The organism is Dactylosporangium sucinum, assembly GCF_014647515.1.
GTDB lineage: Bacteria > Actinomycetota > Actinomycetes > Mycobacteriales > Micromonosporaceae > Dactylosporangium > Dactylosporangium sucinum.
The window spans coordinates 1-12,102 of record NZ_BMPI01000111.1; the positions used below are offsets into that span (position 1 = coordinate 1).

The 12,102-nt window shown below is 70.4% G+C and carries 10 protein-coding genes; 6 read left to right on the forward strand and 4 right to left on the reverse strand.

The window, feature by feature from the left end; all coding sequences use genetic code 11:
- Nucleotides 1–694 precede the first annotated feature (694 nt).
- The 3 genes from IEZ31_RS52970 to IEZ31_RS52980 all read right to left on the reverse strand — a co-directional run bounded on the left by IEZ31_RS52970 (nt 695) and on the right by IEZ31_RS52980 (nt 5,144).
- On the reverse strand, nt 695–922 hold the full coding sequence (locus IEZ31_RS52970) for a hypothetical protein (protein ID WP_190257785.1): 228 nt from the start codon (nt 920–922) through the stop codon (nt 695–697).
- Nucleotides 923–1,311: 389 nt separating this feature from the next.
- Nucleotides 1,312–1,569 carry a hypothetical protein gene (locus IEZ31_RS52975; protein WP_190257786.1) on the reverse strand — a complete coding sequence of 86 codons (258 nt, stop codon included), beginning with the start codon at nt 1,567–1,569 and terminating at the stop codon, nt 1,312–1,314.
- A 416-nt stretch (nt 1,570–1,985) separates the two neighbouring features.
- On the reverse strand, nt 1,986–5,144 hold the full coding sequence (locus tag IEZ31_RS52980; protein WP_190257787.1) for a hypothetical protein: 3,159 nt from the start codon (nt 5,142–5,144) through the stop codon (nt 1,986–1,988).
- Between the two features lie 132 nt (nt 5,145–5,276).
- On the opposite strand from IEZ31_RS52980, the gene IEZ31_RS52985 reads away from it, so the two are divergent.
- Nucleotides 5,277–7,469 carry a WD40 repeat domain-containing protein gene (locus tag IEZ31_RS52985; RefSeq protein WP_190257788.1) on the forward strand — a complete coding sequence of 731 codons (2,193 nt, stop codon included), beginning with the start codon at nt 5,277–5,279 and terminating at the stop codon, nt 7,467–7,469.
- Nucleotides 7,470–7,822: 353 nt separating this feature from the next.
- Here the strand turns inward: IEZ31_RS52985 and IEZ31_RS52990 are convergent, their stop codons facing one another.
- Nucleotides 7,823–8,179 (reverse strand): ArsR/SmtB family transcription factor, encoded by a 357-nt coding sequence (locus tag IEZ31_RS52990; RefSeq protein WP_190257789.1) that lies wholly within the window; start codon nt 8,177–8,179, stop codon nt 7,823–7,825.
- A gap of 242 nt (nt 8,180–8,421) precedes the next feature.
- On the opposite strand from IEZ31_RS52990, the gene IEZ31_RS57925 reads away from it, so the two are divergent.
- The 5 genes from IEZ31_RS57925 to IEZ31_RS57930 all read left to right on the forward strand — a co-directional run bounded on the left by IEZ31_RS57925 (nt 8,422) and on the right by IEZ31_RS57930 (nt 11,907).
- On the forward strand, nt 8,422–9,162 hold the full coding sequence (locus IEZ31_RS57925; RefSeq protein ID WP_373294860.1) for a cation diffusion facilitator family transporter: 741 nt from the start codon (nt 8,422–8,424) through the stop codon (nt 9,160–9,162).
- Nucleotides 9,163–9,304: 142 nt separating this feature from the next.
- Complete coding sequence (locus IEZ31_RS53000; protein WP_190257790.1) at nt 9,305–10,528, forward strand: hypothetical protein; 1,224 nt, start codon at nt 9,305–9,307, stop codon at nt 10,526–10,528.
- Nucleotides 10,492–10,812 (forward strand): hypothetical protein, encoded by a 321-nt coding sequence (locus IEZ31_RS53005; protein WP_190257802.1) that lies wholly within the window; start codon nt 10,492–10,494, stop codon nt 10,810–10,812. Before IEZ31_RS53000 ends, IEZ31_RS53005 begins: the two co-directional genes overlap by 37 nt.
- Nucleotides 10,813–10,864: 52 nt before the next feature.
- The gene (locus IEZ31_RS53010; RefSeq protein ID WP_229837201.1) at nt 10,865–11,701 is read left to right on the forward strand and encodes a reverse transcriptase domain-containing protein; all 837 of its coding nucleotides are present in this window, start codon (nt 10,865–10,867) and stop codon (nt 11,699–11,701) included.
- A gap of 23 nt (nt 11,702–11,724) precedes the next feature.
- The gene (locus tag IEZ31_RS57930; RefSeq protein ID WP_229837200.1) at nt 11,725–11,907 is read left to right on the forward strand and encodes a hypothetical protein; all 183 of its coding nucleotides are present in this window, start codon (nt 11,725–11,727) and stop codon (nt 11,905–11,907) included.
- Nucleotides 11,908–12,102 lie beyond the last annotated feature (195 nt).

Here is a 12,102-nt window from a genome sequence, read left to right on the forward strand (position 1 = left end):
GGTCATAGGGGTTGGCCCGGCGCACCGCCGCCCAGTCCGGGGCCGCCACCAACCCCTCCTGGATGAGCGAGTCGAGGACCGCGAGGGCGACGTTGTCGTCGGCGAACGGCGAACGGGGCATACGGGCTACCCTACGGGCCCGTCCGCGCAGCGAGCTCCGGGAACTTGACGTTCCGGGGCACGGTGTGCTCTGGCTGCCGGATTTGGGTCGCTGGTCGACCCGACGATCCAGCAGTGCACTATCGGCGCCGGCCGCCACACCGCCCTCACCCACCGCCTCACCACCTGACCGGTCCACCAACGCAATTCGGTCGGCATGCCGACGCCGCATTCGAACCTGTTTCGTCGCATGTCCGATCAGGGCCCGTGGTGTGCAGGGCATCCCGCAGCTACGCGAGGCCGGCCGACCGGTCGCCAGGCCGGACCGAAACCCGGTCGGCACCTCATTCTGCGCAGGTACGGTCGCGGCGCCAGCCCGGTGCCCCCATGGCAGGCGACTGCACGCCCACCGTGGAGGGCCACACGATCGTCTGGGTCGTGATCTATACGACATCTGCGGTCGCCGGGGCCGAGGAGACGAGGGCGGCGGCGAGTGCGATGCCTGTGGCGACTGTTCCGAGTACGGTGGCGAGCAGGGCGGGAAGGCCGCGGAGTTTGACGAGTTCCGAAGCGGCTGTGCGGGCGAGTGGGCGGATCATGCGTCGCGGCGGGTGAACACGACGGCCGAGACCGCAAGGAGCCCGAGTGTCCAGGCGGCCATGATGAGGCCGCCGATGAGCGGGTCCAGCGCGTCGTCGAAGGCGGCGAAGCTCTCGCGGGCGAACAAGCGGATGCCGGCGAGGTCGGGCAGGAACCGAGCCAATGCTGTGACCCGGGAGAGGAGGTACGACACGGAGACGAGGGAGCTGTTGGCGATGAGCACGATGAGCGGGATGATGCCGCTGCGGGTGAGGGCCGTGATCGCCAGCGCAAGCAGTCCTGTCAGCGCCCAGTAGAGCGCTGCCCCGAGGGTGCAAGCGATCGTACTGAGCGTGACGGCCGTCGGGCCACAGCGCCCGATCGGCGGCAGATTCGCGCATTGCTGGCCGGCAGTCGAGACCGTCGATTGGTGGTGATCTTCGCTGTGGTGTTGTCCTGGCCAGGTGCCTCGGGTCGCGGGGCTGGAACGGGGGTGCGAGGGTTGAGCGGTTGCTCAACCCTCGCACGCACTCACCATGGACGGGCCGCTCCGGGTATGCCTACCGTGGTGGGGCGTCTCGCTTGCGAACGGGTCCCCCGGACCGTGCCGTCGGATGCGGTACCCGGGCTGCCTCAGGTGGCGGTGGCACCGTAGGACTGGTTGGACCCTCCGTTGCAGTACCAGGTGATGATCGGCGTGCCGTTGTAGATCCCGCCGCCCTGGGCGTCGAGGAAGACGAACTTGTTGGAAGCCGGGTCGACCCAGGCGCTGAATGAGGATGAGGCGCTCGCTGGTGCGGCGGTCAGACCGAGCACCGCGACGGTGGCCGCGGCAGCTCCGGCGAGGAGCGCGATGCCGCGCTTGAGGCGCAGACGGGACAGGAGCTTCACGGGGACCCCCATTCGTGGCTCAGGTGAGCCGTTTGTTGTGACAAGGCCATCGCGGATACCCGCCGGTCCTGCCGCCGCGGGAGGCACCGGGACGGGTATCAGCGCTGGCATCAGCCCCACGCGAGGTCGCGGGCCGCTGACTCGCCGTCGTATCGGGCGGCTGCCCTACGCCGGGCGGCCGCCTACCTTAGCCACGATCCGAGCCACCGGGGGAACCTCAGGCCGGGCGGTCCGCGGTGGCCAGAGCAGGCACTGTCCGCCCAAGATCAACGATGCAGGCAAAGACCGACCCTGAGCAGTGCGGATGGCATTTTCGGCACGCACACCGCTGAGCCGAGCCGCCGACCCGACGGTCAGCCGAGCCGGACCGTCGGGTCCGCCGGCGGGCCGGCGGCCGGCGGCTCCTACGGAACGGGTCAATCTCTGCGGTACACGACGTGCACCGGACGGTAGAACGCGGTGGGACACGGCTGGCCGGCGACGAACCTGTCGTCGACGACGTGCGGAGGGTGCGGGTCCCCGCCGACCGGTGCGTCGCCGGGCACGATCCGCTGGCAGGTCGGGCACCACCACGCCGCCGACGGGAGCCGCACCGGATCCTCGTCGAGTTGGTCGCGGGCCGTCACCTGCACCGGGTACACCATGTGGTTCGGGCAGACGCGATCCGTTGCCCACCACGGGTGCAGCGGTTCCCCGTCCTGCTCCAGCCGTTGGCAGGTCGCACACCACCACCCGTCGAACGGCGGGCGCATGGCGACATACGGCCCACTCGCCCAGACCCGCGCCGATTCGATGTCGGTGGGTAGCGGCTCCTCCCCCGAAGGCGGCGGCTCGAAGTCCGGATGGTGATGGTCGCCGTACGGCCCGCGCGCCCACTCGGCTCGGGCCCGCGCGACCTCGACCGGGTCGGGTCGTGCGGCGGTCACGGTTGCCGGGTCGAACCGCTCCCGCCGCAGCGGACCCCACCGGAACGGGACCACGGGTACGGCCGGCGCAGGGGCCGCAGCCGCCGGTGGTGCCGGTGGCACATCCCTGGCGCCGGTCGACGCGATGTCGACGGGCAGGGGCTTCTCGGGATCGAAGCGGACCGCGTCGTAGACGTCACCGGCGCCGGGTGTCCACAGCGGCGGCGAACCGGCCGCCGGCTCGCGGACCGGGTTGCGGACGGCCTCGGCGCACAGCTCGCGCAGCGTTCCGGGAAAGGTGGGAAACATGCGGATCGCCCGTACCCAGGCGCCCGGATCGTCGCCGAGTACCTCGCGCGCAAGCGTGCGCAGCGCGGGCATTGCCTCCGGGACAGCTGCGGCGAGACCACGGTGGGCCGGTCGCACCACCATCGGCCGCCGGGCGCGCCTGGCCCTCGTCCGCGCGGACGCCGTCTGTGCCAGCTCGCCGGGCCAGTCGGCGGGGCAGGCCGGCATCGCGGCCAGGTCCACCGCCACCACGGAAGCGAGCCGGTGGCGCCGGTGACTGGCGAGCAGGCGACGCCAGTCCCACCGGTACCCCTCGAAGAACACGTCGTACTTGTGGGCGTCGTAACTCGCGAACATGGCGCGGATCATGTTGCTCGTCTCGGCCGCGACGCAGGTGGCCTTCCGCAGCCGCCGGAGCGCCGCCCGCTCGTCGTCCATCCGCGACGCCTCGGTCACCAGGTCGCGGACGTCGGCCGCGAACCAGCCCGGGAGGAAGGCAGCGGCCTCGGCGAGCCCGTGCCGCTCCCCGATGCCGAGTCCGATGCGCAGTTGAACGAGCCGCGACCCGCGCACCACCTCCCGCGGCGTCCGCCCCGGGGAGTACCGCCTGGCGAGGCCAGTGGCGGGCCCGGTGTCGCCGCCCGTTTCGCAGACCGCGGCGGCGATGTCGAGGTACCCGCAGCCGACCAGGGGGATGAGCTGCCTCGCCGACCCGCCCAGGATCATCGACCGCCGCAGGTCCGGGTCGAGTGAGAGGGTCCGCTCCGCCGCACGACGCTGGTTCCAGGTCGCCTGCCGCTGGTACAGCAGCCCGACGCCGACCGCGGGATCGCCGTACACGGCCAGCCGGGCGATGAGCCCCGGTGGCAGGTCGACGCGCCGCGACAACAGGATCCGTTCCCGGTGGGCGGCGTCCGGCTCGGCGAATCGGGCGTACGCGGGGCGCCACCGGCCGGCGACGACCGCGAACGCGATCGGGCCGCTCAGGAAAGGCACCAGGTTGACCACATGCTCCACCGGCGCGGCGTCGAGCAGGGTGAGGAAGTCGGCAAGTCGCCGGTCGGCAAGTCGCCGGTCGCCGAGGCCGTAGATGGGATGCGGTCGCTCGCCGGGCAGCGGGTAGTTGTCCGGGTCCGGCCAATGCTTGTCGATACCCTCGGTCGCACGCGCGCCTTCGGCCGAGACGGCGAGCAGCTCGTACACGGTGCCGGGAAAGTCGGGCAGGCGCTCGTACACCATCCGCCAGGCGATCGGATCCGACCCCACGGTCTCGGGCACCCACTCGGCCAGGCAGCGCGACAGGGCCGCCGCGATCGGTGGCAGTTTGTCCATCGGCTGCCGTCGCTCGGAATGGGACGCGTCGCGCTCTTCCTCCGAGGTGGTCTCCCGGTAGCGCGACCGCGCGTCCCGCAGGACCTGCCGGGCCGGGCTGTCCCGCCGTACACAGTCATCGGCAATCGCGTCGAGCAGCGTCGTCGGGCAGTCGTCCCGGATGGCGAGTGCGCGGCCCACGGACGTGGGGAACGGTTCGGCGTGGTGGGCCGCCTCGAGTCCCACCCAGTCCACGGGTTCGTACGCCCAGAGAATCTCGGCGACGCGCTCGCGTATCTCCCGCATGTCGTCGGTCCGGGCCCGCTGGCCGCGAAGCTCCGCAGCGGCGCCGGCGACCGACTCCGCCTCGGCGACCGCCGCCCGCAACCGCGCGACGCCGTCGGCGCCGGCAACCGCGTCCGCGCCGATCTCGAGGAGATCCGCCCCGACCCGGGAGGCGACGACCGGGTCGCGCAGCGCGTCGGCGAGCGCCTCGGCGCCGCCGCCGACGAAGATCGACAACAGCGCACGAAGCCGCTCGGCGCGGGTCAGCCTCCGGTCACCCTGCAGCACCTCGCGCACTGTCGACGGGATCTGACAGTAGACGAACGCCCTGGCGAAGCCGCTGCGGTTGAGCGACGGCCGTCCGCTTCCGTCCTGGATGATCTGGCGCGTGTTTGCGGACACGTCGAACCCGGTGGTGGCGGTCAGCCCGAGCAGCAAGGCACGGGCGTCGGCGAGGTTCCACCGCACCTGGCCGTCCGGACCCCGACGCGCAGCCTCGTGCTCTTCGCGGCGCCATTCGGCGACGGCTACCGCGACCAGACCGGTCCGCTTCACCTCCCGGCGAAGGCTCGGGTCTTTGCTCGCCGGCTCGTTGCGCATGATGGCGAGCATCCAGTCCTCGCCACCGACCTGGAGCAGCGCCTCGACCAACTCGGGTGGGACCCGGTGGCTGCCGCGCAGACTGGCCCCGACCAGTTCGCGGACCTGCCGCAGAATCTCGACGCGTTCGCCCTCCGGCGCCAGCGCGGCGAGCCGCAACACAGCCGTGTACATCGCGTCGTCCACGACTACCAGGCGTACATCCCGTTGAACCCGGCGGTCAAGACGCCTCAAACGTTGGAGGGTCCCCGACGCCCTCGGCGACTGACCGAGGCCGCCCATCCACGCGCCGGCCAGCGCGGCGATATTGTCCATGGCGTGAGCGAGCAGCGGTTGCCTTCGCGCCGGCCCCAGTCGGCCCGTTGGCTGACCGAGCCCGCGTTCCTCGTCCGCGCCAACCGCACCTGGGTCGAGCCGCTGCTCGACCGCGCCGACAAGGAACAGGAGCGGCTCGCCGCCGCGGTCTACCGCGCCTCGCTGGACCGGCACCGCTACGCGCCGGTGGAGGAGCGGCGACAGCTCCTGGCCCTCGATGCCGCCCGCTACGGCGACCGGGACCTGTCGGCGCGAATCCTGGCCACCGAGGTCGCGGGGGTTCTCACCGCGCGATGGCGGATCGACTGGTCCACGGGGTCCCAGGTCGACCATCGCCTCCGGCATGTCCTGGAACAGGAGATCGGCGTCCCGCTCACCTATGTCGGCATCGTCGCGAAACGTGGCCGGCCGACGGCGATCCTCACCGACCACAACCACAACGTGTGCGGATGGGATCTCGTCACCGGCGCGAAGGTCGCCATCCTTTTCGGCCACGGGCGGCTGCTGACCGACGCGTTCGGCGTTGTCGACGGGCGGGCGCTGGCAGTGGTCGCCGAACGCGACTACCGGCTCGGAGTGTGGGACCTCGACGCGGGAACGCGGGTTGTACGACTGGAAGGCCCCACGTCCGTGCGGTTCGATGCCGTCGCGTTCGTAAGGTTCGCGGGACGAACTGCCGTCGCCGCCGGCGATGCGCTGGTCAAGCTCTGGGATCTGGAGACCGGCGCGCGGATCCCGGTTCCCGGCTTCGGCGTCCGCTACGGCAGTGTCAAGATCGTGGCGTTCCCGACCGTCGGCGACCGTCCGCTCGCGGTGACCTCGAGCGTCCACGCCGACCCGCCCGACGATGCTTCGGTACGGCTCTGGGACGTGACTACCGGCCGTCCGGTGGGACCGCCCATCCCGATCGCGGGACAGCTCAGGGATGCGATGACGGTCGCGGTCGCGGACAACCGGGTGCTGGCCATCGCGAAGGGTTTCGGGCCCGCGCGTACCTGGGACCTGACGACCGGCGTCGAGCTGACCGCCGACGGCGGCGCCTCCACCATCGACGGCACCGACGCCACCGACGGCACCGGTTTGCTCGCCTTCGGCCGCGACGGCGACTGGGCAACGACGGTGTGGGAGGCGCCGCGCGGCCGGCAGGTCGCCCGGATTCCGACCGGACGGCGGTACAGCGTCCGGGGCACCCGCGCGACCGTCGTCGACGGACGCCGGCTGGTCGTCGCCGACGGCTCGCCAGGAGGCGTGTGGGATCTGGGCGTCCCGCGTGTCGGCGATCCCATGACCGGCCACACGTCGACGGTCCGCGCCCTGGCCGTCATCCAGGACGCCGGCAACACGCTCGTGGTCAGCGGCGGAGACGACACCACAGTCCGGTTCTGGGATCTCGACGCCGGAGCAGCCGCCCGCCACGCCAGGGTGAGTCTCACCTACCCGGTCTCGGCGTTGGTCGCGGCGACCCGGGACGGACACGCCGCCGTCGCCGCGGCCTGCGCCTGGGACGTGGTCCTGGTGCCCGTCGCCGACCCGACCGCGCCGATGGTCTCGCTCGTTGACCGGTTCTCCGAGGACCGCAACGTCACCGCGCTGGCGGTGGGCACGGTCGACGGCCGCACCAGACTCCTGGCCGCGACGGAGGAGCCGGCAGTCAACGCGTGGGAGCTCCCAGACCTCGCCGACCTGCCCGACGTATCCACGGCGCCCGACGTCACCGTCTCCACGATGACGACGACGTCGACCAGCACCCGGACGCTGCTGATGACCGGCAACGCGGACAATACCGTGCGCGTCTTCGACCTGGCGACGGGCGAGCCGCTCGGCCCGCCGCTGACCGGGCACCCCCATCCCGTCACCGCGATGGCCACCGCGGTCCTCGACGGCCGTACGGTCGTGCTCACCAGCGGTCGCGACGGCACGCTGCGGACGTGGGATCCGGTCGCCGGTGAGCCGATCGCGTCCTTCTGGGCCAGCTATTACGGCGTCAACGCGATCGCGACCGCCACCATCGACGGAACGAGCCTCGCCTTCACCGGCTCCGACGACCGGCGCGTCCGCGTCTGGGACCTGGCCAACCGCCAGCAGGTCGAACCCGACCTATGCTTTCCATGGCCGGTGCACGCGCTCGCGACCGCCCCCGACGGCCGCCTCGTCGTGGCGTACGGCAACGAGATCGCGGTGCTCCGTCCCACCTGAAGCGCCGTGATCAAAGGACGGACCGGGGTAACTATGCAGGTCCAGCCAGACCCGTCCGCGGTTCGGCGGCCCGTTTCCACTCACGGCTTCGCCGTTTCAGATAGTGCACATGATCGCAGATTTTCATGATCAAAGGACGGATCCGGTCGCCATAACGACCGTCTCGGTCCTTCGATCATGGCATTTGGCGATCTTGTGCACTATCTGAACACCGCGGCAACGCCGCGAGCGGCGCGGCTCACAGCCGCACAGTTGCGCTCGCCAGGAGGGCGGCGGCGCTGGCGCGCAAGCGCCCGGCTCACGGCAAGACAGCCAGCCGCCGGGAACGGTCCGGGCGAGACGTCCGTCATGGTTCAGTCATGTTCTGGCGCGCCGGTCAGGTGATGGTCGGCGGCATAGAACACCTCGGTCACCAACCGGCGCACGTGCCCACCCCGCGCGCGGTAGAGCACCCGCCTGCCCTCGCGCCGGGAGCTGACCAGCCCGGCCAGCAGCAGCTTGGCCAGGTGTTGCGACACCGCCGGCCGGGAGGCGCCGACCGCGGCCGTCAGCGTCGTCACGTCGCGCTCCCCCTCGCGCAACTCCCACAGCAGGCGCAGTCGGGTCGGGTCGGCGAGCATCCGCAGCGCGGTCACCGCCGCGTCGACCTGCGCGCTCGTTGGTGGCTCCTGCCGATCGCTGGCATTTGCAACGTTGTCACGTGCGTACATGAGCACGTATTCTACGCCTTTGCGGCAGCATCACGATCATGGCCACCAGCACCATGACCACCGCCCACCCTCCGGCTGGCAGGCGGCACGGCACCGGCTCGGCCATCTGCTGACGCCGCATTCGCACGACGCCGCGGACAAGGTCGACTGGGCGATGGAGTCGTCGAAGGACGGCATCCGCGCGTTGTGGATCTCGCTGCTCGTACTCGGCGCAACCGCGGCACTACGTACAGGTACTGGTCGTGCTGCTGTCCGGCTCGGTGGCGTTGCTCGGCGACACACTGAACAACGTCGCCGACGCGCTCACAGCGGTACCGCTGTGGGTGGCGTTCGTCCTCGGCCGCCGCGCGGCGAACCGTAGGTACACCTATGGCTACGGCCGCGCCGAGGACCTCGCCCGCATCGTCATCGTGCTCACCATCACCGCGTCGGCCGTCTTCGCCGCCTACGAGGCGATCGACCGGCTGGTCCACCCGGCCGACGTCACGCACCTGCCCTGGGTTGCCGCCGCCGGCGTCATCGGGTTCGCCGGCAACGAGATCGTCGCGCGGTACCGCATCACCGTCGGCCGCCGCATCGGCTCGGCGGCGTTCGTCGCCGACGGCCTGCACGCCCAACTCGCCCACGCCGGTGACGTCGCCGCGCTCGGTGGGCAGCTGTTCGTGTCCGTCAAGGCTAACCAGCCGACGCTGTTCACTCAGCTCAAGCAGTTGCGGTGGGCAGCGGTGGAGGTCGGGACCCGCTGCCGTGAGACCGGCCATGGGCGTAAAGAGAACCCGCACCGTGAAGGCCCTGACCGTTCGCACCCCGGTGGTTGGCGTTCCCGCACGCCGAGCAGGCCGTCCGGATCACCCGTACCCGCGTGGTCGAGGGCAAGCTCACTCGCGAGACGGCGTACCTGGTGGTGTCCCTGCCGGCCGAGCATGCCCAACCGCAGGCGTCGGTGCTCACCCGCGATGATCGGCAGCTCGAAGCCTACGTAGCACTGCAACCTCGACGCTACGTTACGGACCCGCTACATAACCTCTCGTCGGTCCCGAACCCCCGGCAGCGAATGGAAACCGCAATTGGCGCGGGGTCTTACAGTTGCAGCTGGCGTATCTGGATCGCAGCGGAGGAACCCCGGTGACGCACAGGCCCTCACTGACGACAAGGCTGCACGCCGCCGCGGCGGGTGAACGCGGTACCGCAGCGTTGGAGGCGCTGCGGACGGCCGGCAAGGCCGCCTACGACGAACTGCTGCAGGCCGACCGCCTCCGCGACGAGCAGATCGTCGCGGAGATTTCGCCCTGGGCGGCCCCGCCGGGCGTCGGCAGCCAGCTCCTCGCCGCCTGGAACGCCTTCGTGCTACAGACCCTCGGCGAGGCGCTGCTCGACGCGGACTACGCGACCGACCACCGGACCGTCGGCTTCGTCCCGCCAGCCACCTACGAGCACGCCTTCGCCTGCCTATCCGCTGTCGCCGAGTGGATCGACCGGGCACGGCAGGCCCGCGTCGACCCGGGCTACGACCTCGCCGCCCAACTCGACCTGCCGGCCCAGTTGCCCGACTGGGTGGGATCCCCGGGCCAGTCGGACGCGCTGGTGCTGGCCGTCTCGTCGCTGCGCGGCCATATCGACCTCGCACTGCACGGCCTGGAGCAGGTCACGGTCCCGGCCGAACACGCGGCGGACCTCACCCGCCTCAAGCAGACGGCCACCCAGGCGGCCTCAGCGGCCGACTATGCCACCTCGCTGCACAGCTCCGGTGACAATCCCTCGCTCGCCGAGGTCATCCGGCACAACCTCGCGCAGGCCGTGCGGCTATGGTTCGAGGTCGGGCAACTGGCGGCGATGCCCCGGCTGCTCACCATGCGCCCCGCGGACCAGGCCGCCGCGCATCCCCCAGCACAGGCCGCCCGACCGCCCGGGAAACAGACCGTCCGCCCGACCGAACATGCCGCTAACAGGCTCGCGGACCAAGCCGCGGACCGCGCATCAAAGCAGACTGCGGCGCCGCGCATCGTGCCGAAGTTCGCGCCGAAGGACGAACCGATCTCCACCGCAGCCCGGCTCGACCTCGCCGCAGAACTGGTCCGCGCGGCCGGCCGGGCCGGTGCCGACAATCGGATCGACCCCGTGGTGTCCGCGAAGTGGGGCGGCATCGAGATCCAAGTGCCCTCATCCGACACCAGCGTCCAGGCCCGCCTCACGCTGGTCGCCGTTTACGCCCGGGTGCTGGGTGTCGAGCCCATCGCCGAACAGCCCGACGACGGCGACGGCAGCTACTGGTTCAAGGCCAAGGGCCGTTTCAACAACTGCAAGGTTGAGGCATGGGCCCACGTCGACGGCGCCGAGGCGGACGCCTAGGACCGCAATGGATCCGCCACGCCCACAAGGTTCCCGTCCCCCAACCACAAAACGACGGCGAACTCAGTGTCAAACAGGTCGCCGCCCGCCTCGGCATCAGCGCCGACGCCGTCTACAGCTGGATCGCCAACACCCACCTCGAAATCCGCCGCACACCCGCCGGCCGGATCTGCGTGCCCTGGAACGACCGGGTCGAAGCCGCCTGCCGACACCGCATCGCCCGATCCGTCCACCTCAAACCCACCATCACAACCCCAAACATCACGGCAGAAGAGGCAGTATGAAGCCACCGTCCCCACGATCGCTGACCGGGTCGTTCAGGCGGCGTTGAAGCTGGTGCTGGAACCGATCTTCGAGGCCGACTTTCTGCCGGTGTCGTATGGGTTCCGGCCGATGCGGCGGGCGCACGACGCGATCGCTGAGATCCACATGTTCGGTTCCCGCGGCTATCAGTGGGTGCTGGACGCGGACATCGAGGCGTGTTTCGACTCGATCGACCACGCGGCCCTGATGGACCGGGTGCGGCTTCGGGTCAAGGAAAAGCGTGTGCTGGTACTGGTGAAGGCGTTCCTCAAAGCCGGTGTGCTCACTGAGTACGGTGACGTCGAGGACTCCGACATCGGCACTCCGCAAGGGGGCATACTGTCGCCGTTGCTGGCAAACATCGCGTTGCACGTGCTCGACGAGCAGGTGATGGCGCCGTGGCAGCCGGACGGAACGATGGGGACTCTGTATCGCCGTCACGCACGTCGTGGTAAAGGCCTGCCGACATGGCGGATTATCCGCTATGCCGACGACTTCGTCGTCCTCGTGCACGGCAGCCGCGACGACGCGGAACATCTGCGCGGGGACGTCGCCGTGACGCTCGCTCCGTTGGGTCTGCGCCTGTCGCCGACCAAGACACGGATCGTGCACATGAGCGACGGGTTCGACTTCCTTGGCTTCCGCATCCAGTGGAAACGCAAGCGAGGCACGAACCGCTGGTATGTCTACACGTTCATCGCCGACCGGCCAGTCCGGTCGGTGAAGACGAAGATCCGTGCCCTCACGAACAGGTTGTCGCAGGCAGATCCGGGCCGGATCCTGACCCGGATCAACCAGATCCAGCGCGGCTGGGCTAGCTACTTCCAGCATGCCGTGTGCAAGCACACCCTCAACTGCGACACTTCGTGAACTGGCGGGTGTTCAGGTGATTGATGAAGCTGCACCGGTGGAGGTGGAAGGACGTCCGTCGACGGTTCACCATCCCCAGTGGACGGTGGCTGCCGTTGTCAGCGGACGGGGTGGAGTTGTTCAACATCGCCTCGGTGCGGGTCTCCCGCTACCGATATCGCGGAACGCGCATCCCCAACCCGTGGATCAAGCCGAACCACGTCTGACGGCAGCGACCGTGGAGAGCCCGTTGCGCCGAGAGGCGCACGGCGGGTTCGGCGAGCGGCACGGGGAAACGGAACGGCAGTAATGCCGCTACCGCGCCCCGTGCCGACTCATCCAGCGCATCGTCCAACGCCGGCGGCCCTGCCCCGTCGGGTCCAGACTCATGACTGCCAGGTAGACGCACTTCAGCGCGGCGG

Coding starts and splice junctions, on each gene's coding strand:
- IEZ31_RS53005 (WP_190257802.1), top strand. CDS start 10,492: ATGGGCCCACGTCGACGGCGCCGAGGCGGACGCCTAGGACCGCAATGG.
- IEZ31_RS57930 (WP_229837200.1), top strand. CDS start 11,725: ATGAAGCTGCACCGGTGGAGGTGGAAGGACGTCCGTCGACGGTTCACC.
- IEZ31_RS52990 (WP_190257789.1), bottom strand. CDS start 8,179: ATGTACGCACGTGACAACGTTGCAAATGCCAGCGATCGGCAGGAGCCA.